The sequence below is a fragment of the Alkalibacterium sp. f15 genome, assembly GCF_049389645.1.
Taxonomy (GTDB): domain Bacteria; phylum Bacillota; class Bacilli; order Lactobacillales; family Carnobacteriaceae_A; genus Alkalibacterium.
Genome location: NZ_CP186540.1, coordinates 1,774,348 through 1,796,849, shown reverse-complemented (window position 1 = coordinate 1,796,849; position 22,502 = coordinate 1,774,348). Strand labels below are relative to the sequence as shown.

Here is a 22,502-nt window from a genome sequence, read left to right as displayed (position 1 = left end):
TAAAAAACCGGAAATTACTTCCATGATTGACCAAATCCAAATTGACCGGCCTAAAACGATTCGAGACTTTAATAAAAGTTGTTTTATGAGAAAACCTATGTCTCCTATAAAGATTGGCTGACAAGTTTAGCATTAAGGGCTTCTTCTTATGGAATGATCCTTTCAACTCTTGCTATGCGGGATGAGAATGTACAAGCAGATCTTGAACAGATTACAGTGCCAACTTTGATTTGTCACGGTGAAAAAGACGCTGTTTGTTCGTACGAAGTTTTCGAAGAGATGATCCAATTGATCCCTAAAAGTATTGTTGTCCCTTTTAGAAAAAGCGGTCATGCGATTTTTCATGATGAAAAAGACAAGTTGAATCGGACGATGCTGATGTTTATTCAAAATAAGAACGAAATAAAAAGCTAGGAACAGAAATTGTTGCTAGCTTTTTTATCGTTCGCTAGCCGAAACTTTATTTTTCTTGAGCTAAAACCTCATAAATCCAATCGAGGACCGTTGAATCATCTTTCCAATAGATAAAAATGAAAACTAGTCAATTTTTAAACTAGAAGGATCAAAGGTGTATATAAAATAGGTTGTGTAAGACATCCGCAACTGGCATTAGTAAGGCTAATGTCAACCATGAAAAATAGTAATTTGTTTCATATCAGCCATAGGGATATACTGAATATATAAATGGAAGCGCTTTTTTAAGGTCGGAGAATGATTCCTTAAAATAGACTTATTACTGGTTATGAAAGAAAGTAATGGGTGCCATAAAAGAGAGGTGGAGCAATAAATGTATAAAACGATCTTGTATGAAGAAAAAGAGAACATAGCGTATATTACTTTTAATAGACCTGAAGTAGGGAATGCTTTCTCAGAAGATTCATTTCGAGAAATTCCAGCAGCTTTAACGAAGGCATCAGAAGATGCTTCTATCCGTGCAGTAGTTTTGACAGGAAAAGGAAAGTTGTTCTGTGGCGGTGGAGACGTCAACCATTTTAAAGAAGTTATTGAAAGAGATGATGGGGGGATCCCAGAACACTTGGTCGAAGCTACTGGAGCAATGAGTCGTGCTATCCGAAACTGCAGCAAGCCGGTAATTGCTGCTATTAATGGAGCGGCAGCTGGTGCGGGTGTCGGGGTTGCGTTGGCAGCTGATTTTCGTATTATGGAAAAACGCAGCTCTCTTGTTACAGCTTTTGTAGGTATGGGATTGCCAGGCGACACAAGTGTGCTCTATTTCTTACAAAAGATGGTAGGTACCGCAATGGCTACCGAATTATTGATGCTTTCTAATCCCATCAAAGGTGAGCGTGCCTCTGAGTTAGGTTTGGTAAATAAAGTCGTTGAAGATGGTACATTAGATGAAGAGACATGGGCATTTGCCAAAAAAATAGCTTCTTTACCAACTCAAACGATTTCCTATCAAAAAGAACTGTTCAATGAGTTTTTTTATAACGATTTAGAGAAATTCAATCAGCGAGAGGCACAACTGATGCATCGGGCTTCTTTAAAAAATGATCATAAAGAAGCTGTTTCGGCCTTTCTTGAAAAAAGAGCCCCTCAATTTAAAGGTCACTGAATGGGGTCTCACGAATAAAAGCAATTACTTTCTTAATGAAACCTGGGCACCCTATCAAAATTTTCCGGCCATCATTTAAGAATCGGTTGGATGATCGGTCCACCCGCAATCTTAAAAGAACTGGCAGATATCCGCCTTCAAACTGACTCAGAGCTGATCTTTCTGCCTCAATTCATGGCCGACCACTTCTTATGTACCGAGATGGATGAGCACCAGGAAAAAAATCACAAACGAATTACAACAAAGGGCCCGAAACATGGAAAAATAGTTGCGAGCAGAATTTGAAGAGATGGTATCTTTCAGTGTGAAAAACACAAAAATAAAAGGCATTCAAACAGCAAGTGTTTGAATGCCTTTTTTATGGGTAGTAGCTCTTTTTGAATCATTCTATGCAGGATGATTCGCTTAATAGATCTTATCTAAAAAATAGTTCAAGACAGCATAGTCCTCAGTTAATTCTGGGTGATAAGCCGTCACTAGTACGTTTTCGTGTTCGGCAGCGACGATTTTATCATCATAGGTAGCCAGTACCTTGACGTCTGGTCCAACAGACTGAATGTAAGGCGCACGGATGAATACCGCTTCGACTGGCTGATCGATCCCTGCAAAATCAAGAGACGTCTCAAAGCTGGCGATTTGTCTGCCAAAGCCGTTCCGTTCGACTTCCATATCGATAAAGCCCAGACGCAAATCGTCCGTTTCATGACTTTCGTCCGTACTGCAGAGTATCAAACCCGCGCAGGTGCCGAAAATAGCCTTGCCTTCTTTATGAAACGAACGCAGACGGTCTTCCAGTCCCTGTTCGCGGATCAGTCGACCGATCGCCGTGGATTCCCCGCCGGGAATGATCAAACCGTCTAAAGCATCAAAGTCCTCTGCTTTTTTGACAGAGACTGCGATCACACCTAAAACTCCCAAGGCAAGAAGGTGTTCCCTAACAGCACCCTGCACATCGAGGACGCCTATCGTTTTTGACATACTTACCAACCTCGTTCCTGCATCCGTTCTGATTCCAATAAATGACTGATTTCGATCCCTTTCATCGGTTCACCCAAGTCTTTGGAAAGTTCAGCCAGCAATGCGTAGTCCTGATAGTTCGTGGTTGCTCGAACGATGGCACGGGCAAATTTTTCTGGTGATTCAGATTTGAAAATACCGGAACCAACAAACACGCCATCTGCCCCAAGACTCATCATCAAGGCTGCATCAGCTGGTGTAGCCACGCCGCCTGCCGCAAAGTTAACGACCGGCAATTTACCAAGTTCTTTAATTTCTTTCACTAATTCGTAAGGCGCACCTATATCTCTGGCAAACGTCATCAACTCATCGTTTGACTTCGTGGAAAGCAGTGCAATCTGGCTATTCACTTTTCTCATGTGACGCACAGCTTCAACGATATTTCCGGTACCAGGTTCCCCTTTAGTCCGGAGCATGGAGGCACCTTCGCCGATTCGACGTAGTGCTTCCCCTAGATCACGGCAGCCGCAGACGAATGGGACGACATAGTCGGATTTCAGTAAATGATACTCTTCGTCTGCCGGTGTAAGTACTTCACTCTCATCAATATAATCCACGCCCATCGCTTCCAATATGCGTGCTTCGGCGATATGGCCGATACGTGCTTTAGCCATGACCGGGATACTGACGGCATTCATAACTTCTTCAATTATTTTAGGGTTAGCCATACGTGCGACTCCGCCGGCTTTACGTATGTCAGATGGCACGCGTTCCAAGGCCATGACCGCCACGGCTCCTGCCGCTTCTGCAATTCTGGCTTGTTCGGCATTGACCACGTCCATGATGACGCCGCCTTTTTGCATTTCGGCCATTCCGCGTTTGACTCGTGCGCTTCCAATTGTTTTTTCGCTCATATTTATTCCTCCTGAATGTTTGTACTAAACTGTTGTTACTTAAAAGTATACGCAAGATAAACGCGACGGTCTACATCCAATTGGATTGGAATAAACCCATCCAATTTTATGGTACAATTGAAAAAACATGTAGGAAAGAGGAACTGTCATGGATAAATGGATTATCAGTCAGGATGAGACCATGCCGCTGTATCAAAAAATCATGCTGCTGACGGAAGAAAAAATCAAATCGGGTGAATTGGTTCCCGGGACCCGTCTGCCATCTGAAAGGAAACTGGCTGAAGCGCTGAACGTGAATCGGTCCACCGTGATCCGGGCCATGGAGGAATTGACCGCTCAGGGCGTTTTAATGAGAAAAAAAGGCAGCGGAACGTATGTGAACCCAGATAAATGGGGGTTACAGACAAAACCCTTGATCAACTGGGGCACCTCCCTCACCAACGAGAGCTTGAAAAGAAAGAGTGCGTATGAACAGGCTGCTGAAAAACTGCGGGATAAAAAACCTGGAGAAATTTTGGATCTATCCAAAGGTGTCTTACCTTCTGATCTGTTGCCGGAGCTTCAGTCACCTCGTTTATCCTGGAAAGAACTGGTCCAGCAGGAAAAAGAACAGACGCCACGGAACACAGGCATCTATTCTTTAAGAGAAAGCGTGCAGGCGTATCTCAGTAAAACGTATCAGATGACAGTCCCACTCGAAGAAATCATGATCACTTCAGGCACACAAAATGCATTGTTTCTTATCTCACAGGGATTGTTGAAACCAGGAGACGCCGTTGGGATCGAAGCACCCTCCTACTTTTATTCACTTCGCCTGTTCCAAGCAGCCGGTCTGCGCATCATACCCATTTCGATGGATGCGGAAGGCATGACTATTAAAGGTTTGCAGGAAGCATCCATCAACTACCCACTCAAGATGATTTTTCTGAATCCCATCTTTCAAAACCCGACCGGACTAGTGATGAGCCCTAAAAGAAAAGCGGAGATCCTTGAGTATTGCCTTTTGAAACGGATCCCTATCATAGAAGATGACGCCTATGGTGGGTTAACGTTTGACCCGTCAGTCGACAACAGTCCACTGAAAAAGCTGGACCAGCAGCAACAAGTCATTTATCTGGGCACCTTGTCTAAATTTGCCGGCCACCATTTAAGAATCGGTTGGATGATTGGTCCCCCTACAATCTTGAAAGAACTGGCAGACATCCGCCTTCAAACGGACTCAGAGCTGAGTTTTCTGCCTCAATTCATGGCCGACCATTTCCTACGAACTGAGATGGATGAACATCAGAAAAAAATCATAAACGAACTACGACAAAGAGCCCGCAACATGGAGATATGGTTGCGAGCAGAATTTAAAGATGATATAGAATTTCAGTCCGCTAAAGGCGGTTTCCATCTGTATTGCCGTTTTCCGAACAAAACGAGAGCAGAAGTTGATGAGATTCTATTGGAGTTGCTGGAAAAGAACATCATTGTATCGGAAGGACAGAAGTTTGGTGATCAACAGAATGGATTTAGGTTGAGTTTTGTTAACTTTAGTGGAATAGTTTTTTGATATTTTTATTTAACGATTTTCGTGTAATGATTACTGGATAAAATTAAAAGTCTTAAGTATGAGTTTACTATTTAGTCAACAAAGCCAGGAACATTGACTTAACAATGTTCCTGGCTTTTTCTTATTTATTATCCCACTAATTGTTCCATCTCATAACTGATAAGGCGGTTTAGATCAACGGAGTATGCCATTGGGAGTTCTTCATTGAATGGAATACTCCTCTTATGACATATATAAACTCTCCCATTCAATCAAAAAGTCCTCCATTGCTTTCTTAGAAACTTCTTTAGAAGGAATATGATCCAAAATGTCCTGTTGCTTATTTACTTTTCCGCCTTTAATTACATATAAAATCTCTTGCGTGTTACTAATATTCTCTAAAGGATCTTTTTCTAGTATGACTATGTCAGCTGTTTTTCCTTCTTTGATACTTCCAATATCAGATAAATTTATCGCATTGGCTGCATGAATTGTTGCTGCTTGTAATGCAGCAAGTTCGGAAAATCCGATCTCCACAAAAATTTCCAATTCGCGATGTAATGCCATTCCAGGAAAAGTATATAGTAGCGCTGGTGTATCCGTTCCAGCTACAACTGTACCGCCTAACTGACTATACGTTTTGGCAACCTCTTTTGTAAAAGCATGTATGATTGTATTCTGTTTTTTTATACTTTCGATATGTTCACTCAGACTATCCCACTGTTTCATTAGCTCACTGTTATTTTTCATTGATCTCATCACCAAATTATCTGGAGTCCAGATAGTTGGAAAACGAATGGCTTGATCTGTCAGAACCAAGGTTGGGCACAGCTTCACTTTATACCTCAACATTTTTTGGCATAAGTTACGGATTTTTTCTTTGTCCGGCTCTTCCCAATCAATGTGTTTCCACTCCTCTTGATCCGCTAATGGATTCCATCCCGGATAAATCTCTTGAGCAAAACCAGAAGCATGCTCAAACCAAGTTACTCCCATTTTTGCCGCATCAAGAGCAGTCATATCATGTGAATTCAACAAATCAATTGCAACTTCTAAATGATATTTACTTGCTTCATCAACGACAGCAGCCATTACATCACTGTTCACCCATCCATAGAGTTTAATAAATTTTACCCCAACCGATAATTGTCTGCGGACTTCTTTTCTGGCAATCTCGGGATCATCAGTTACCAAGTTGCCATAACTGGTTGGCCCCCATTGTCCCGGAGTACCATCAATCATCCTATCTGCGGAATAAACGCGTGGTGTAGGAACATCTGCCGGATTGTCTATTAGTTCCTTTAGTGCAATCACATTCCCCGCAGTATTCCGAACAGTGGTAACACCCGAAGCAACAAAATAAGGAGCATATCCTACATTAATATGACAATGCATATCAATTAAACCAGGTATGAGAAATTTCCCAGTTGCATCAACTCTGTATACGTCTTCCGGTAAGTTTTCGGTTTGCCGATAAATTTTTATAATTTTATCTTTTACAATCAGAATCGATCCTACAAAAGACTTACCATCTTCCACGTCAATTATTGTTCCATTCACAATCAAGTATTCCTTCATTATCTTATTCCTTTCAGAAGTTCCTGTTATATATAATTCTATTGTACTATATTTTACGAAAGGACTAGAATAATCCTCATATTGTAGTATTTAATAAAAAGTCGAGTTGATATATAGTTAAACAAAATTTTTAAAAACGATTCATAAGAACTAAATATAATGTAACTCTAAAAAAATTAACTCAAGGATTTTATTCTCTTTTATTTCTATCTAAACATAAGTGATTAAATCCCGATATCTCTATTAAATTAATCTTATCACTTCTGAAAAAAGTTGATAATCAACTTCATGAAATTTCTTTTTGTTCATCACATTTCTCATCGAACACTTTAGAAGATTTATTCGATGAATTTCATAATTCCTACTTACGCAAAGACGTCTCACTCAAGTACGGTAAATCGAGTAACACCGGACGAAAGATAAGTAAATACTACTTACAGTGAGTCAATCCAGAAAAAAAGCACTATTCCATCTATGACATACTCTAGATTGAAATAATGCTCTTGATTTTAATTTGCTGTTCATTAACGCATGACCGATCCGCCTGATAGTTTGACAGCTTCTCCTACAATATTACCAGCAGCATCTGACAATAAAAAAGCAATCGTATTAGCGACTTCTTCTGCAGTAGTGATCCGTCCAGATGGTAGATTTCCACTTTCGATTTCGAATTGTTCTTCAAAACTATTCTTTTCTCGGGTGGCTTTAGAACGAATCGCATCTCTGCCCATCTGTGTGTCCACATAGCCTGGACAAACGGCATTGACCCGGACGTTGTGTTTGATGGCTTCTAATGCAAACGACTGGGTGAAGCCGTTGAGTGCGAACTTGGAGCCTGCATAAGCAGTCCCACCAACCACGCCTCTTAGACCAGAAAGCGAAGAGACATTGACTATGGCCCCTTCTTTATTTTTCTTCATCGTTTCATAGATTTGTTGAGTAAGTAAGATCGGCACGGTGAAGTTCAGATGCATCACGCGCTCCAACTCTTCCTGGCTCAGCTCTTCCATTACGCCCCCGCCCATTATTCCAGCTGAATTCACTAATAAGGAAACCGGCCCCAATTTGTCTTCTGCAGCTTGAACCAATCTTTCTCTATCAGAAGCCTTAGCCAAGTCAGCCACAACCAGCATGACTTTCGCATTCGGTCGCTCGCTTTCAATGTCTTCTTTCAGTTGATTCAAGACCGTTTCCTTTCTCCCGGTGATCGTAACAGCCGCACCCATAGCAGCCAGCACCTTCGCTGTTTCGTAACCGATTCCGCCAGTGGCCCCTGTAATCAAAGCATGTTTGCCCGTAAAAACGTCTGATGAAAAAATAGACATTCTATTCCTCCTAAGTTGTTTGATTTATTAGTAAAAAAATCTATTAAGAACTCTTTCTGAATGCACATAATCAATAATACATTTACCAACTTATTTATTCACTTTGATGCTCGGAACAGGTTTCAAAAGAGTTATACTAAATTCGTATTTCTTCTATGATTCCTCTCTTCGTTAATACTGGATGAACTTTCTCAATGAAAAACCCCATCAAAGGACCAAAAATCAGCATGCCGATAATTGTCCCTTCTCTAACTGATGGGACCAAGCCAAATATAATTGTTAAGGCAACTGAAATAACCACAAACAGAATATCAGCTATTTGTCTGATCACTGCAAATTTCAAAGGGATTTTCTTCGTCAACGCCATACAGAGACTTTCTATAGGGAATGTAACAAGATTCAACACCATTACCATACTTACGGAAAAAACCGCTAAGACTAAACCTAAGATAAAAACTATCAAAGATAGCGCATAACTATTAAACTCAACAGATGCGAATAAATTATAATAGAAATAATTGACCAGTATACCAATTAATATACTTAGAGGGATTTGCAGGAAACGGTTAAAGCCAAAATCTTTTTTCAGAATGATCAACTGACCTATCACACAGGACAAGTTCAACATCATAGAAACGGTCCCGATTCTTATACCTGACAGTAATGATATTGATTGGATCACGGCATCAAAAGGTCCCAATCCCACAGATGCTTTAAGCATAAAGGTAATCGCTAAAGCCACACCAGCTGAAAAAAGCGATAGCAAAGCGTACCCTTTGTAATTTTTCATTGTATTCAACTCCACACACATGTATTTGTCGTTATATTATAAATTTTGATTGACCGGTTAGTCATAGTCAGTTTAGCACATAAGTCCGGATTGTTCTCTTAGTTTGTCATTGAAGTATAAATCAGTTAGTCTTGTGATAGCCGTTTTTCTAAAGAAAGACAATTGGCTGAGTCTATTAAAATATCAAGATAAAATCAGGAGGGCTACAATGGACGATGTAATTCGTATTACACCAACAGAGAAAGAAGATATAGATTACTTGCTTAAAATGTGGACAAATCCTGAAATTATGGATTATTGGTTCAGTGAACCTTACATGAATAAAGACAAATTCAACGATTCTTTTGAAGCACGCCAAAAGGATGATTCCGTTAGACAGTTTATAGCTTATGCAGAAGATAAACTAATTGGATACACGAATCTGCATCTAATCAATCTGCGCCATCGGACTGCAGTTTTAGCTATAATGTTGGATCCAGACAATCAAGGTAACGGGCATGCCCAAAAGGTCGTGCACAAAATAGTTGACTATGGTTTTTATCAACTGAATTTGAACAAAATCACGCTCGATGTCGTGGACTACAACAAAAAAGCAGTCCATATTTATGAAAAAGTGGGATTTAAAGTTGAGGGCAGAAAGGAACAACAGTATTTCATTAAAGGACACTATCATACTAGTTTGTCTATGGGCTTACTGAGAGATAATTACGAAAGTGGTTTAGATTAGAACGTTGACTTCCCTCACTATTATATTTGCATAGATTTAGTGCTTCTATGGCAAAACTAGTTCATATCCCCACAGTCGTTTTCTTGTTTAAAAAATATAAAATCAACATGCTGAATATATATTATATAAAGAGTGGATACGATGTCAAATTATAAAACACCTTAAGTATGGGAATGAAATCTGGAAGAAAAGAATCAATTCGGTAACCAGCCTGTCGCAGGAAGTCATTTTGATTTTCAAGCTTTATTTCGCAGTGTTAACCTTAGTGATTGGCTCTATTTTTACCTAGTACTGATAATAGAACGTATAAAAGTGGACAAATTAATTTGTCCACTTTTTATATTATAATTAATTATCGTTTTACTTTGTGACCCTGTATCTCAATATAGTTTTCAGCTTTTCCTTTTCAACTCTTCTCACATCAGATAAATATATTTCTCTATGAACCAACGTTTTGATTTTCAACTCATTGTCTTCAATGAAATCCTTCATTTTATGGAAGGATTCTGGTTCATTATCATAAGAACCCACATGTAAAATTTGAACAGATAATCCATCCTCAATTTCATCAAAATATACTTCTTCAAGTAATGGGTTTGGTTTTTTCTTTTTGGCTATTTGAAATGCTTTTTCAACAACATCTTCAGTGACAAACTCCGGTTGGCGAATCATAATCGTATATAATAATTCATCTTTATTCAGGGATTCACTTTTTTTACCTTCTGTCGTCAAATCCCATAAGCCCTCTAGTGGATAAACAGTATACTCAAAATAGCCATCCGGAGTAAAACCATTCTTCGGCATCATTCTGACAGCATAAGCCAAAGTATATAATACACCGATCTTTTCAGAGAATTCTTCACTATTCGGATTACCTTTACCTTTTATGCAAAAGAATTTTTGTTTAGGCACGGTTACTAACTCTGCTTTATTTTTAGGCGCATAGAGTTCTTTCTCGTGCTTTTTATACTCATGCTTCATCATTTCAACCTCCAATCGGAAAGTAATGAAATACTTAGACATATAATAACCTGTTAGCTGAAAAGTATCACATATCAAGACTTACTTAAAACAGAGTCTGATATTTTGACTAAATCATTCATACTGGTTCCTATCTAGTCATTACTTTTTTCATCATTCGTCTTGCCCCAACTTTTCATATTGAGGGCGGCTAAAATGATCCCGACTAGAGTCAGTCCCATACCCAGTCGTAAATAAGGCGTACGGTATGTGAACTGTACGTTGTTCTCTCCAGCAGTCAGCTCAACCCCTACGAAGCCTAAATTCGTGTTCAGCACGTCCCTTTCTTCACCGTTGACCATTACAGACCATCCAGCTGAGAATGGAATAGCCGTCACTAAAAGCTCATTTGCGTCAGCGATGATTTCTCCTTCTAAACGTTCATCCGAGAACACTTTAATATCTAAAGCACGTTCCCTTTTCTCGGCAGCGATGCGTTCATCTTCTTGGGCACTGACCGGTACGGCATAAACGGCGATCTCATCTAAGGCATATATTCCAGCCTGATCCACGACAATATCCACTTGCTCTTTTTCATCGTTTTCTGTCACGTAGCCCATATTAAACAGCATATTCTCCCGATGGAAATAAGAGCTGAAACTGTATTGATCTGACTGATAAATACTTTTCCTCTGTTGACCATCGTTCACTGCTAAACGGTAATTCGTTGATTGACGCAGCCAAGGCGATTGTTCGAATGGACGGTAGTCTAAACCGTCTAAACGGATGAACCACTCGTGTCCGATCAGTTCATCAGGGTCTTCTAAAACGAGCGTAAACTGTGTGTTTTCTTCCTCGATTAAAATTTCGTCGTCAGGCAGACTGATCGTTTCATTCTCATCATTCTTCACCTCAAAACGAATCTCTTTTACGGCACTTTCATTAGACGCTTTTTCCAGTGAAAATTCCTGATGGACACTTTCTTCCAGCACCACATTTTCAACTAAAGCAGCTTCTCTTTCCACTGCATTCAGTTCCATAAAATCTTTCTCTGAGATGGCGTTCCCGATGGCATAGGCAAAAGGGTACGCATCCGTTGTTTCCGCTAAAATGTACTGCTCATTTTCGTTGTTGCTCAACTCTTCAACTACTTCATATCCGAAAGGAAGGTACGACTCATTCTCGGAATCCGTAATGATATAGCGCACGCCCAGTAAGTGATTGGCGATACGCCTGTCGTCGATCCCGTTTCTAAGGGGTTGAATGACTTGAAAGCCTGCCGTTTCGATCGCTTTCGCAAAATCACTGACATAGCCATTCGTAATGGATAAATAGGAATTCAGTCCCATTACATCAAGATATAAAAACTGGTTTCTGACATGGTTGTCCTGAGAAGTGACTCCCACTCGGTAGGGGTCCAAGCCTCTGTCTGGCAAGTATTCTGGTCCATCCGCTAGTACCTGCTGATAAGCTTCCTCAGCTGTCCCATATTCAATAGAACTGTCCATCTTATTCATGCCAAATGGGTAATAATAGTACAGGGCATTCGCAGTCAAATTCAACATAACGAGAACGACCACTAACCGATTTTCATTGAAGTGGGAAAGTTTTTTATCTGATGGCAGCTTAAGATATCCCCATATCACCCAGCCTAAAGTAACCGGGAAAGTCATGTAAGGAAGTGAGCCATCAATAAAAACCCACGTAATGAAAGAAAGCACAGAAAATAGGACCAGTACCCACCTCATCTTCTGTAAGTAGTCCTTATCCATGTGTTCCCGCTGATCCATAAAGTGAGCTAAAGCCAGTGAAAAGAAGAAAGGCAGTGCAAATGAAAAGCGATTATAAGGTCCAGAGAACCCGTTCATCATCGACCCGAAAAAAGGAAACAATGCGAGGACGAATAATACGATAACCGTCGTTCGAATAAAGCGATAGTCTGGTTTTTTCCAGATGTACACGAATCCAAATATTGACAGGATAGGAAATCCTCCGATCAGCCAAAAGTAACTTCCGGGGCTGACCGTATGCTGGACCAAAGCTAAATAATATTCCAGCGGGTAAAACAGAAGATTGATGCCCAGTTCTCCTGCTTGACGAGAAGAATCCAAAAAGCCAAAAACCATAGGCAAGAAAAGGCTAGCTGAGATCAACAAGCCGACACCATAGGCATAAGCTGCCTTCAAAAAGACCTTTGTAAATGAAGCCCAGTCCCATTTTTTATTCAAATACGCAAACCGGACCAGCGCATATAGAACTGTTAAAAGAGTTAATTTATAAAAGAAATAAAAATTACTCAGCGCACTTACCGTCACTGCCACCATAAACAAACGACTGGAATCACCTTTTAGAATCTTATCGATCCCTAAACATAAAAGTGGAAACCAGATCAAAGGCAACAAAAAGAATGGATGGCGTGTCACGTTAAAAATGACAAAGTGTGTAAATGCATAAGCAATGGCCGAAGCCAAACCGGCGTGATGAGAGAGATGTTGACTCCGAACAAAAAATAAAAAGCTGATCCCGATCGCCCAGATGCGCAGCAGAATAAGGATGTGATAAGCTGCTTCCATCAAATGAGACGGGAAAAGCAACGCTAAATAAACAAATGGATCTCCGATAGCATAATACCCGTAAGAATGAATAATATCTGCACCAAGTCCAATATTCCAATCCCATAAGGATATATTGCCTTCGGTGACCCATCCTCTAATTTTAGAAATATAATCAAAAAAAAGCTGATAATGCTGTGTGAAGCCATCATTTTGCCAGATAAAAGACGTATTGGTCCAAACAAAATAGCTATAGATCGCACTGACCATTACCAGAAAAAGTCCGGTATACACTAAAAACGTGCGTGATGTGATGTCTCTTTTATCTGTTAATTGCCTCGTCTCTTCATGCATGTGTATTCCTCTTTCTGAAAACAATAAATTTACTGAAGCCATAATTGAGCAGAACGACGACAACTTCGGTCAACAATTTAGACACATTGGTGTTGAGGCTGAAATAGGCAACCAAAACCCACATACTTAACATGTCATAAAATCCTGAACCTAAACGAAAGCCAACAAACAAAGTGAACTCTCGAAATAACACTTTACGGTCCGTTGTTCGCGATTTAAAAACGAATTTTTTATTCATATAAAAAGCAAATAAAATCGCCACAACAATCGATAAAGCATTGGCTATTAGATAAGAGATACCAACAATAGTATCAAACAGAAAGAATACACCGAAATTAATAATCGTTGTCAGGACACCGACAAAAATATAATCGATCCACTGGTGGTACTTTGAATATAGTTGCTTCATGACCAGTCTTCCTTACTATCTTCTCTATTTGAATCATCACCTGATTTTTCACGAATGAAATAAGGCGGTCTTCTCTTTGTTTCAATGAATACTCTTCCTAGATACTCACCAATCACACCTAGTGATATCAATTGGATACCTCCGAGAAATAGAACGCCTGCCAACAGTGTCGGATAACCAGCCACATTCGTTTCCAAAAAAATCGTTTTCCCTATTTCAATAAGCAAAAACACAAATGACAAGAATGAGATTGTAAAGCCAATATAGGACCAGACCTTCAACGGTATGGTGCTGTAAGAAGTGATTCCATCCATGGCGAGTTTAAACAGCTTCGGAAAATTCCATTTTGTCAGCCCTGCTGCGCGTTCATCTGCCACATAGGTTAGTTGTTTCTTTTTAAATCCGATCCAACCATACATTCCTTTGGTGTATCGTTCACTCTCACGTAATTCTCGTAGTGCTGCTACACATTTTTTATCAAGCAGACGGAAATCGCCGGCCAACGGATAGACTTTTTCAGTCGTCATTTGCTGAATCAACTTATAATACAACTCGGATGTCCATTTCTTGAGTTTACTTTCACCTTTTCTGTCCACTCGAACGGCATAAATATCATCATAGCCTTTATCCCACCACTTCACCATTTCCAGTATCAACTCAGGTGGTTGTTGTAAATCTCCGTCAATAACTACTACGGCATCGCCATCTGCATAATCAAATCCTGCCAGCATAGCCAACTCTTTGCCAAAATTTCTGGATAAATCAACGTAATTTACTCTAGGATCTTTTTCTCTGATTTCTTTGATTTTATTTAATGTCTGATCTTCGCTTCCATCATTTATAAATAAAAATTCGCACTCAATGTTGGTTAGGCTTTTACTCATGTCGTCCAATCGGCGAACTAATTGAGGCAGTACTTCTTCTTCATTATAAATAGGGATTACAATTGTTATTGTTTTCATTTTTTCCTCCAGAATTCTACTAGCTGAGCTTTTTACTCATTTTCTTATTGTATCACGATATCTCTAAAATTGCCTTTCATACAATTGTATATCAAAAAGCTACACCGTCTCGATACTACAAATTTTCACTATTATCGTATAAGTAATCTGAAATTAAAGCTCCGTTTGGTTTCATCGCTGTTCCTCCTTTTTCGTGAAAATGACCATCTCCAAAAATGTCCTCAAACATAAATAGATCCTCTAATTTGGATCAAAAGATCAAGCTGTTATTTTGAGTTTCACAAATAATATATCCATTATCAGTCTCTACAGTAAACTTTTATCAAATGCCTATGCTAGATTTCTTGTTTAAAAAATCGTAAATCAGTATACTGAATACAGAAGGAGCGGATATTATGTCAAACTATGAAACACCTAAAGTATGGGAATGGGATCAAGAAGACAAAAACCAATTCGGTAACCAGCCTGTCGCCGGAAGTCGATTTGAACAGAAACTTCCAGTAGGCGAACACCCCTTGCAAGTCTATTCATTAGGGACACCTAACGGACAGAAAGTGGCGATCATGCTGGAAGAGTTGAAAGAAGCCGGCGTTAAATCGGCAGAATATGACTTATATAAAATCCACATTGGAGAAGGCGATCAGTTCGGGAGTGATTTTGTTGAAATCAACCCTAATTCGAAAATTCCAGCCATGGTGGATCATTCACAGGATGAACCGGTTCGTGTGTTTGAATCAGTCAACATTTTATTATATTTAGCTGAAAAGTTTGAACAATTTATTCCAACTACACTGGCTGAGAGAACTGAACTGATGAACTGGCTGTTCTGGCAAACAGGAGCTGCACCGTATCTAGGTGGCGGCTTTGGTCACTTCTACGCCTACGCACCTTTTGCACAGGAGTACCCGATCAATCGTTTTGCCATGGAAACCAAACGTCAATTGGATCTGCTCGACAGACATTTAGCCGACAAGGAATATATCAACGGCGACGAGTATACTATTGCAGACATGGCGATCTGGCCTTGGTACGGGCGTCTGGTTCAAGGCGACTTGTACGGCGATGCCGCGGCGTTTTTAAAAGCTGACGAATATACGAATTTAAAAGAGTGGACTGACCGTATCGGTGAGCGACCTGCTGTCAAACGTGCACTGAATCTGGAGTATAAAGATATCAAATGAAACTAAACTAGACAGAAAAATCTCGAAGTGTCATAACGACACTTCGAGATTTTTTTATACATTGATCAAAATGAGTGCGACAATGGTCATCGCGATGGCTAACTGATTCTTTGGAGCAATTCTTTCTCTGTAAATAAGCAGGCCGCCTATATTGATCAATACGATACTCCCGGCACTGTAAATAGGAAAAGCCACTGAGGTATTTACTGTATCCAGTGAAAGGATCAGAAAGTAAGACGAAAACAGATTGGGAATGCCTACTGCAAAGCCCGTCAAGATGTCCTTAAGGGTTGGCTTCCCTTTTGTATTCACCGTGTATGTCACACTAATCAAAAAGGCAACAAAAAATATTGAAAAAAGGAAAACATCTTTATACTCATTCAGAGCATAATTCTGATAAATCTTGTTTGAGAATTCTGCCATACCGCCAAAAATGAATAGAAGTAAAAGTGTCGGTTTGAAATCAAATGTTTTGATAGACTTTTTAGACAAATTGATAACAACGATTGATACTAATGATAATATAATGCCTATCCACTGAATAGATGTCGGAAATTCTCTCCAGATAAGTATTGAAAAAATCATTGGAATAAGTATGCCTAACTTTGCTATCGTCCCGGATACTCCCACCCCATTATCTTTGACACTTTTTTGATAGTAAGTAAACGACAAGAAAAAGAAAACACCTGCTATTCCGCCGATAATTATCCCCCAGACAATACTTGAGTAAGGTGATAAAATGTGCTGATCATTTCCCATTAATAAAGCGAAATCATCTATAAAAGGAATTTCTCGGGTAACGCCATTCAAGATTCCCTGGTAAATAATCATGATTAAGCTCGTTACAAATGCAATAAAATAATTAGCACTTGTAATGACATATCTATTTGAATCTGTATTTTCCGTATATTTAAAAATGAGTGCAATGGACGCACTGCATAAAATGGCTAAAAACAAATAAAACATAACTCCTCCTTTTAAAATAGCATAAGCTTCTCAATCTAATTTGATTAGTAGCTTCAGCTATTCTGCTTTTAAGTATATCATTTAAAATAAATCAAGTAATGCTGATTCTCACGAAGGCTCCTAATTTCTCAATTACTTTTATGAATAAAGTGAGAAATATTTCTAATTGTAAATAGTAATAGTGTGGAGGTGTGAAATGCTTATCAAAAAACTAAGAAACAAACCGGATTTGTTGACAGCACTGGAATTGCTGGACAAACGGATGACTCTTCCTTACAGAGAAAAGCAGCACTTGTCTACTCTATCTAAAGGCTATGATGGCGAGGTAATCTTTGATTCTTTGGTGAAGAAATATCTTACTAGCGATGCTCTCATTCTGAATGATCTGTCACTGGTTATTGGGAATACACCGATTCAGATTGATTCACTTATGGTGACTTCAAATGCGATTTATTTATATGAAATCAAAAATTATGAAGGCAACTACACCAATCTGACCGGACAGTTTCGTACGGATTCCGGCCAGGACATCGTCAGCCCAGCAGGTCAGTTAAACCGCACAACAACAGTATTTAAGAAGTTAATTAATCAGTGGGACCATGCTATATCCATCGTACCGAATGTCGTATTCGTCAACTCTGCGTTCTTTCTTTATGAGGCCAAAAAGGAAAATCCATTTATATACCTTCCTCAAATCATATCACATTTTACTAGTATCAATCGTCGATGCGATATATTATCAGCTAAAAACTACCATATTGCCGACCGTTTACTGGAAGAATGTCAAAAAGAGCTTCCTTACCAGAGGAAGCTACCTTTGTATGATTTTAATGATCTTAAAAAAGGGCTGACCTGCAGTTGCTGCGGATCGTTTGACCTGAAAAATTCCTCTAAGATGAGTCTCTGCGGTTCCTGTAGACATACTACTTCACTCAACAAGCTTTTTCTGTCTGAAGTTCAGTCATTCAAGTTCTTGTTTCCTGAAGCGCAGCTGACATGCAATGTCATGCACGAATGGTGTGGTGGCTCTCTTCCTAAACGCAGGATCAGGGCAATTCTAAATACGGAATTTACAATCAATGGGTTTGCGAAGTCATCTCATTATACTTAATGGCCTAAAAAGGAAACGACTTGCCAAGACAAGTCGTTTTCTCCTTATTTGAAGAGCTTTTTTTCTCTCAACGTCACTTTCAGAGAGGATTGAGACCAGTTCACAGTCCTAATATTAACTAACTAGTCACTATATCGCTTTTGAGACCAGTTCCTGAATCGTATGAAACCGAAGTAGTCTCAAAACTCATTTAGTGACCAGTTGATTTTATATCCTGCAAAGAACTGGTCTCAATAAGCCTTTTGGAACCACTTCTTTCAGCTTTTCTCAATCAACTAGTCTCAATATCGGTTTAGTGACTAGTTCTACAAGTAACTCGACATCAAGTGGTCACAAAAAAGACTGCCCAGTGTTTTTTTCATATTAGAGCTCTTCCTTAAAAGAAAAAGCCTCGCATCGCTGCAAGGCTTCCGATTCTTTATTAACCCACTGATCCTTCTATCTCATAATTGATGAGACGGTTGAGTTCAACGGCCTATTCCATTGGGAGTTCTTTAGTGAATGGTTCAACGAATCCCATGACAATCATTTCTGTCGCGGTTTCTTCGTCGAGTCCTCTACTCATAAGATAGTAGAATTGTTCTTCTGAAATTTTGGATACTTTCGCTTCGTGTTCGAGAGACACGTTGGAGTTGTAGATCTCATTGAATGGAATGGTGTCGGATTTAGACAGATCATCCATGATAATGGTGTGACAATCGATATGTGATATCGATCCGACTGAGTTTTTACCGAACGTAACTTGGCTGCGGTGGTTGACGGCTCCGCCATCTTTGGCAATCGATTTCGATACGATTTAACTTGATGTGTTTGGTGCGTTATGAATCATTTCCGTACCAGTGTTTTGGACCTCACATGCTTCAGCCATTGCAATCGACATGGTCATTCCGAGTGCGTTCAAGTGGATACTTGGCTCTTCAATGAATAACTTTACTGCATGTAAACGATGTGAGCATCAATTGAACTCAACCGATTCATCCAACATATAGACATTAGTACTCAGTTCTATATCATTTTATTCATCTAAAAAATTTCTGGGCCCTATGATAGTTAACTCGTAGATGATATCATCGGATTCGATAAGGAGAACATCTTCAGTGTACGTTAATTCGTAATCTTGATAAAATTGATCCGGCTCAGTACTGAGGTATCTATTTTCATGTGTAGATACTCAACTATTCATCGCTTGAAATATTTCTCTCTTTGATAAAAAAATCGCTCCCTCTGACAAAAGTCAAAGGGAGTGATTTTTTGTTTTGTTCTTGAAAACAAAACTATCATTAAAGTAGATAAGCATACATTTTCAGATTACGGTCTTAATGATGAGGAAAATGCATCGGTGAATTACTCTGCTTCTACTTCTTGTAATTCAAAATCAGAAGGAACCAAGACGGTATCGATTACGTGTACAACACCGTTTGACGCTTCGATATCGGTTGTAATAATTGATGATTCATTCACCATGGGATCACCTGACAAGTCAAAAGTCAATTCTTCTCCATTAACTGTTTCTGCTGTCATACCATCTGTTAAATCAGCGGCTAAAACATTACCGGACACAACATGATACGTAAGAATCTGTTCTAAATCTGGTTGTGCAAGTAATTCCTCGGCTGTAATATCTAATTCATCCAACAGTGTGTCAAAGGCAGCGTTAGTCGGTGCAAACACTGTGAACGGTCCTTCCCCTTGAAGCGTTTCAACAAGTTCTGCTTCTTGAAGAGCAGCGACTAAGGTACTAAAATCAGGATCACCTTGTGCAATACCGACAACGTCTTCTTCGGCTTCGTCAGCTGGGTCTTCATCTGCCATTTCATCGTCTGCCATTTCGTCATCTGCTGGTTCATCGTCTGCCATTTCATCGTCAACCGGCTCTTCAACAGCTGGGTCTTCATCGACTGCTGGTTCGTCCGTATCATCGGTCCCACAGGCGGCAATTAAAGCTAGAGCTGAAAAAGAGAGAACACCCAATCGTAACCTCTTCAATACGTCTTTGTTCATAGAAATCCTTCCTTTCTAATAAAGTCCACGGAATGTTTCGACAATAGAGAATAAGCACTTCTTTTTACACCATAATATTAATAAAAAGAATACTAGAAGTCAATTAAGAGGCTCAAGGGAAAAAACGTGCCAATCTTGTTTAGTACTAATTATTTTTAGCATTCACAACGGGAAGCACTGGCGATGAGAATGCAAGAGGATTCGTTGAATCAACAGCTTATTCAAACTTTACATTGTAAAAAAACAACAATGGAATGTCAACTCATATTGCTTGACATCCCATTGGTATAGACTTACACTCTCATTATAAAGCAAAGGAGATACAGTAAAGGAGGGTTTATTGATGAAAAAAGAACGCTTGAAATTTCTTTTTCAAGGTATTCTGCTGTTGATTTTAGGCATGTTATTTATGTCTAACCCAGTCCGTCAGGGTGTTATATTTTTAACGGTTATCGGGGTCACCTTTGCTCTTATAGGCATTGTGACTGTCATTGATGGTATCTTTATGACGAAAGAAATGAAGTATAAAATATTGCGTGTATTTGAAGGTTTACTAATTAGCGCTATTGGTATCGTTTTCTTTTTAAGAAACCCCGCACGTGGAGCTTTTCTTGTGGTTAGTCTAGTCGTTATTATGCTGATGATTTTAGCTGTCACTAATACTCTTGCTATTTTTAAATCGGACAACAATTTAAAATGGGTTGCTATTGTGTTGAACATTCTGGTTGTTTGGTTTGGCATCCTATCCTTATTTGACCCACAATTAGCAGTGGCTATTTTTTACTGGACTGTTTCCTTTCAATTGATTTTCACTGGCGTTAACAATGTTATGATGTACTTCCTTATTCCTAACATAGAGAACCTTGAGTAAGAAACTTAATTCAAATATCTAACAACGCAGCCCCTTTTGATGACAGGGACTGCGTTGTTTTTTGTTTGTTATTGTTTACGTTAAAAGAATGAATACGACACTATGGAAAACAAAAAATAATGGTCGAGCCAGCTTTTTGAAAAGTGAACGCTAATATAAGTTTCACTTGAGTAAAATATTTAAAGTGAAACTGATTTTAACAAAAAGAAAACCCGAGTGAATTTGTATGTATCAACAAATTCACTCGGGTTTCTCTTTTGCTAGCTCAAGACGGGGTTTTCGTCCCAGTCTCAGACTAATTTGCTTAGTGTTTTATCCCACTGATCCTTCCATCTCATAACTGATGAGACGGTTCAGTTCAACGGCATATTCCATTGGCAATTCTTTGGTGAACGGTTCTACGAAGCCCATGACGATCATTTCTGTCGCGGTTTCTTCGTTGAGTCCTCTACTCATTAGATAATAGAGTTGTTCTTCTGAAATCTTCGAAACTTTCGCTTCATGCTCCAATGACACGTTTGAATTGTGGATCTCATTGAATGGAATGGTGTCGGATTTTGACAGGTCATCCATGATAATGGTGTCACACTCGATATGTGAGATTGAACCTTCGGAGTTTTTGCCAAAGGTGACTTGTCCACGGTAGTTCACGGCTCCGCCATCTTTGGCGATCGATTTAGAAACGATCGAGCTGGATGTGTTCGGTGCGTTATGAATCATTTTAGCGCCCGTATCCTGTATTTGTCCTGCTCCGGCCATTGCGATCGACATGGTTGTTCCACGCGCGCCGCGTCCGTTCAGGTGGATACTTGGGTATTTCATGGTCGTTTTCGCGCCCAGGTTACCATCAATCCATTCAACGGTTGCACCTTCTGCAGCTGTGGCACGTTTTGTAACCAGGTTATACACGTTATCGGACCAGTTTTGAATGGTCGTGTAACGGCAGTATGCGTCTTTTTTAACGATGATCTCAACGACTGCAGAGTGCAGTGAGCTTGATGAGAACGTTGGTGCGGTACAGCCTTCGACGTAATGCACGCTTGCGCCTTCGTCGACAATGATCAGGGTACGTTCGAACTGACCCATCGATTCGTTGTTGATACGGAAGTACATTTGCAGCGGTACATCACATTTGATTCCTTTGGGTACATAGATGAATGTGCCCCCCGACCAGACGGATGAATTCAGTGCGGCCAGTTTGTTGTCTGTTGGTGGAACGACTGTCCCGAAATGTTCTTTGAAGATCTCCGGGTATTCTTTCAATGCGGAATCCGTATCTGTAAAGACGATCCCCAGTTTCTCGAATTCTTCTTTCATGTTGTGGTAAACCACTTCGGATTCGTACTGTGCGCCTGAACCGGCCAAAAATTGTCGTTCTGCTTCGGGTACGCCTAAACGGTCAAAGGTTTCTTTGATCTTTTCAGGAACATCGTCCCAGCTGCGTTCGGGTTTCTCGCTGGCTTTACGGTAATAGGTGTAGTTATCGAAATCGACATCTGATAAATCTGCACCCCAGGTTGGCATCGCACGAGATTTATAGTGTTCATACGCTTTTAATCGGTAATCAAGCATCCACTCAGGTTCTTCTTTACGAGCGGAAATATCACGGATAATGCCTTCATTCAAACCTTTACCCGTGTCGTAAACAGATTCCACATCGTCATGGAAGCCGTATTTGTATTCATTTTTCTCTGGTACTTGAGACATGTGTTTTCCCCTTCCTCACATCCGGAA

19 protein-coding genes and 1 pseudogene are annotated in these 22,502 nt (G+C 39.8%); 7 read left to right on the top strand and 13 right to left on the bottom strand.

From position 1 onward, the window contains the following. Positions 1-78: 78 nt before the first annotated feature. Together ACO1PF_RS08750 and ACO1PF_RS08745 are read left to right on the top strand one after the other, a co-directional pair. On the top strand, positions 79-414 hold the full coding sequence (locus tag ACO1PF_RS08750) for an alpha/beta fold hydrolase (protein ID WP_423188673.1): 336 nt from the start codon (positions 79-81) through the stop codon (positions 412-414). A 373-nt stretch (positions 415-787) separates the two neighbouring features. Further along, entirely contained in the window at positions 788-1,576 is a 789-nt protein-coding gene (locus ACO1PF_RS08745) for an enoyl-CoA hydratase/isomerase family protein (protein ID WP_423188672.1), read from the top strand. Between the two features lie 405 nt (positions 1,577-1,981). Here the strand turns inward: ACO1PF_RS08745 and pdxT are convergent, their stop codons facing one another. Both pdxT and pdxS read right to left on the bottom strand, forming a co-directional pair. After that, on the bottom strand, positions 1,982-2,554 hold the full coding sequence (gene pdxT / locus ACO1PF_RS08740) for a pyridoxal 5'-phosphate synthase glutaminase subunit PdxT (protein WP_423188671.1): 573 nt from the start codon (positions 2,552-2,554) through the stop codon (positions 1,982-1,984). 2 nt (positions 2,555-2,556) lie between these two features. Then, complete coding sequence (pdxS, locus tag ACO1PF_RS08735; protein WP_423188670.1) at positions 2,557-3,447, bottom strand: pyridoxal 5'-phosphate synthase lyase subunit PdxS; 891 nt, start codon at positions 3,445-3,447, stop codon at positions 2,557-2,559. A 148-nt stretch (positions 3,448-3,595) separates the two neighbouring features. On the opposite strand from pdxS, the gene ACO1PF_RS08730 reads away from it, so the two are divergent. Next, positions 3,596-5,002 carry a PLP-dependent aminotransferase family protein gene (locus ACO1PF_RS08730; protein WP_423188669.1) on the top strand — a complete coding sequence of 469 codons (1,407 nt, stop codon included), beginning with the start codon at positions 3,596-3,598 and terminating at the stop codon, positions 5,000-5,002. A 222-nt stretch (positions 5,003-5,224) separates the two neighbouring features. On the opposite strand, the gene ACO1PF_RS08725 is transcribed toward ACO1PF_RS08730, so the two are convergent. The 3 genes from ACO1PF_RS08725 to ACO1PF_RS08715 form a co-directional block, all read right to left on the bottom strand. Beyond that, entirely contained in the window at positions 5,225-6,541 is a 1,317-nt protein-coding gene (locus ACO1PF_RS08725) for an amidohydrolase family protein (RefSeq protein WP_423188668.1), read from the bottom strand. 542 nt (positions 6,542-7,083) lie between these two features. Further along, positions 7,084-7,884, bottom strand: a complete 801-nt coding sequence (locus ACO1PF_RS08720; protein WP_423188667.1) for an SDR family NAD(P)-dependent oxidoreductase — start codon at positions 7,882-7,884, stop codon at positions 7,084-7,086. Between the two features lie 136 nt (positions 7,885-8,020). Next, a complete protein-coding gene (locus ACO1PF_RS08715; RefSeq protein WP_423188666.1) occupies positions 8,021-8,674 on the bottom strand; it encodes a YczE/YyaS/YitT family protein in 654 nt (217 codons plus the stop codon). A gap of 208 nt (positions 8,675-8,882) precedes the next feature. On the opposite strand from ACO1PF_RS08715, the gene ACO1PF_RS08710 reads away from it, so the two are divergent. Beyond that, positions 8,883-9,401, top strand: a complete 519-nt coding sequence (locus ACO1PF_RS08710) for a GNAT family N-acetyltransferase (RefSeq protein WP_423188665.1) — start codon at positions 8,883-8,885, stop codon at positions 9,399-9,401. Positions 9,402-9,761: 360 nt separating this feature from the next. Here the strand turns inward: ACO1PF_RS08710 and ACO1PF_RS08705 are convergent, their stop codons facing one another. The 4 genes from ACO1PF_RS08705 to ACO1PF_RS08690 all read right to left on the bottom strand — a co-directional run bounded on the left by ACO1PF_RS08705 (position 9,762) and on the right by ACO1PF_RS08690 (position 14,638). Continuing rightward, positions 9,762-10,382 (bottom strand): GyrI-like domain-containing protein, encoded by a 621-nt coding sequence (locus tag ACO1PF_RS08705; protein WP_423190534.1) that lies wholly within the window; start codon positions 10,380-10,382, stop codon positions 9,762-9,764. Positions 10,383-10,516: 134 nt separating this feature from the next. Further along, positions 10,517-13,267, bottom strand: a complete 2,751-nt coding sequence (locus ACO1PF_RS08700; protein WP_423188664.1) for a YfhO family protein — start codon at positions 13,265-13,267, stop codon at positions 10,517-10,519. Then, positions 13,260-13,676: a GtrA family protein gene (locus ACO1PF_RS08695; RefSeq protein ID WP_423188663.1), complete on the bottom strand. Its 417-nt coding sequence runs from the start codon at positions 13,674-13,676 to the stop codon at positions 13,260-13,262. The genes ACO1PF_RS08700 and ACO1PF_RS08695 overlap by 8 nt, the downstream gene beginning before the upstream one ends. Continuing rightward, positions 13,673-14,638, bottom strand: coding sequence for a glycosyltransferase family 2 protein (locus ACO1PF_RS08690; RefSeq protein WP_423188662.1), 966 nt, complete (start codon positions 14,636-14,638; stop codon positions 13,673-13,675). Before ACO1PF_RS08690 ends, ACO1PF_RS08695 begins: the two co-directional genes overlap by 4 nt. A 395-nt stretch (positions 14,639-15,033) precedes the next feature. On the opposite strand from ACO1PF_RS08690, the gene yghU reads away from it, so the two are divergent. Next, complete coding sequence (gene yghU / locus ACO1PF_RS08685; RefSeq protein WP_423188661.1) at positions 15,034-15,819, top strand: glutathione-dependent disulfide-bond oxidoreductase; 786 nt, start codon at positions 15,034-15,036, stop codon at positions 15,817-15,819. Positions 15,820-15,873: 54 nt separating this feature from the next. On the opposite strand, the gene ACO1PF_RS08680 is transcribed toward yghU, so the two are convergent. After that, positions 15,874-16,785 carry an EamA family transporter gene (locus tag ACO1PF_RS08680; RefSeq protein WP_423188660.1) on the bottom strand — a complete coding sequence of 304 codons (912 nt, stop codon included), beginning with the start codon at positions 16,783-16,785 and terminating at the stop codon, positions 15,874-15,876. 196 nt (positions 16,786-16,981) lie between these two features. Between ACO1PF_RS08680 and ACO1PF_RS08675 the strand changes: the two genes are divergently transcribed. Continuing rightward, the gene (locus ACO1PF_RS08675; protein ID WP_423188659.1) at positions 16,982-17,896 is read left to right on the top strand and encodes a nuclease-related domain-containing protein; all 915 of its coding nucleotides are present in this window, start codon (positions 16,982-16,984) and stop codon (positions 17,894-17,896) included. Positions 17,897-18,371: 475 nt separating this feature from the next. Here ACO1PF_RS08675 and ACO1PF_RS08670 read toward each other — a convergent pair. Together ACO1PF_RS08670 and ACO1PF_RS08665 are read right to left on the bottom strand one after the other, a co-directional pair. Continuing rightward, positions 18,372-18,785, bottom strand: a pseudogene (locus ACO1PF_RS08670) (SufD family Fe-S cluster assembly protein); the annotation flags it as partial. A gap of 455 nt (positions 18,786-19,240) precedes the next feature. Beyond that, a complete protein-coding gene (locus ACO1PF_RS08665) occupies positions 19,241-19,897 on the bottom strand; it encodes a fasciclin domain-containing protein (protein WP_423188658.1) in 657 nt (218 codons plus the stop codon). A gap of 343 nt (positions 19,898-20,240) precedes the next feature. Between ACO1PF_RS08665 and ACO1PF_RS08660 the strand changes: the two genes are divergently transcribed. Beyond that, complete coding sequence (locus ACO1PF_RS08660) at positions 20,241-20,768, top strand: DUF308 domain-containing protein (protein ID WP_423188657.1); 528 nt, start codon at positions 20,241-20,243, stop codon at positions 20,766-20,768. A 312-nt stretch (positions 20,769-21,080) separates the two neighbouring features. Here ACO1PF_RS08660 and sufB read toward each other — a convergent pair whose 3' ends face one another. Then, positions 21,081-22,475 carry a Fe-S cluster assembly protein SufB gene (gene sufB / locus ACO1PF_RS08655; protein ID WP_423188656.1) on the bottom strand — a complete coding sequence of 465 codons (1,395 nt, stop codon included), beginning with the start codon at positions 22,473-22,475 and terminating at the stop codon, positions 21,081-21,083. Positions 22,476-22,502 lie beyond the last annotated feature (27 nt).

What these genes read in the sequence shown, in the direction of transcription:
- ACO1PF_RS08745 (WP_423188672.1), top strand. Translation starts at nt 788, where the DNA reads ATGTATAAAACGATCTTGTATGAAGAAAAAGAGAACATAGCGTATATT.
- pdxT (WP_423188671.1), bottom strand. Translation starts at nt 2,554, where the DNA reads ATGTCAAAAACGATAGGCGTCCTCGATGTGCAGGGTGCTGTTAGGGAA.
- pdxS (WP_423188670.1), bottom strand. Translation starts at nt 3,447, where the DNA reads ATGAGCGAAAAAACAATTGGAAGCGCACGAGTCAAACGCGGAATGGCC.
- ACO1PF_RS08730 (WP_423188669.1), top strand. Translation starts at nt 3,596, where the DNA reads ATGGATAAATGGATTATCAGTCAGGATGAGACCATGCCGCTGTATCAA.
- ACO1PF_RS08720 (WP_423188667.1), bottom strand. Translation starts at nt 7,884, where the DNA reads ATGTCTATTTTTTCATCAGACGTTTTTACGGGCAAACATGCTTTGATT.
- ACO1PF_RS08715 (WP_423188666.1), bottom strand. Translation starts at nt 8,674, where the DNA reads ATGAAAAATTACAAAGGGTACGCTTTGCTATCGCTTTTTTCAGCTGGT.
- ACO1PF_RS08710 (WP_423188665.1), top strand. Translation starts at nt 8,883, where the DNA reads ATGGACGATGTAATTCGTATTACACCAACAGAGAAAGAAGATATAGAT.
- ACO1PF_RS08705 (WP_423190534.1), bottom strand. Translation starts at nt 10,382, where the DNA reads ATGAAGCATGAGTATAAAAAGCACGAGAAAGAACTCTATGCGCCTAAA.
- ACO1PF_RS08700 (WP_423188664.1), bottom strand. Translation starts at nt 13,267, where the DNA reads ATGCATGAAGAGACGAGGCAATTAACAGATAAAAGAGACATCACATCA.
- ACO1PF_RS08695 (WP_423188663.1), bottom strand. Translation starts at nt 13,676, where the DNA reads ATGAAGCAACTATATTCAAAGTACCACCAGTGGATCGATTATATTTTT.
- ACO1PF_RS08690 (WP_423188662.1), bottom strand. Translation starts at nt 14,638, where the DNA reads ATGAAAACAATAACAATTGTAATCCCTATTTATAATGAAGAAGAAGTA.
- yghU (WP_423188661.1), top strand. Translation starts at nt 15,034, where the DNA reads ATGTCAAACTATGAAACACCTAAAGTATGGGAATGGGATCAAGAAGAC.
- ACO1PF_RS08680 (WP_423188660.1), bottom strand. Translation starts at nt 16,785, where the DNA reads ATGTTTTATTTGTTTTTAGCCATTTTATGCAGTGCGTCCATTGCACTC.
- ACO1PF_RS08675 (WP_423188659.1), top strand. Translation starts at nt 16,982, where the DNA reads ATGCTTATCAAAAAACTAAGAAACAAACCGGATTTGTTGACAGCACTG.
- ACO1PF_RS08665 (WP_423188658.1), bottom strand. Translation starts at nt 19,897, where the DNA reads ATGAACAAAGACGTATTGAAGAGGTTACGATTGGGTGTTCTCTCTTTT.
- ACO1PF_RS08660 (WP_423188657.1), top strand. Translation starts at nt 20,241, where the DNA reads ATGAAAAAAGAACGCTTGAAATTTCTTTTTCAAGGTATTCTGCTGTTG.
- sufB (WP_423188656.1), bottom strand. Translation starts at nt 22,475, where the DNA reads ATGTCTCAAGTACCAGAGAAAAATGAATACAAATACGGCTTCCATGAC.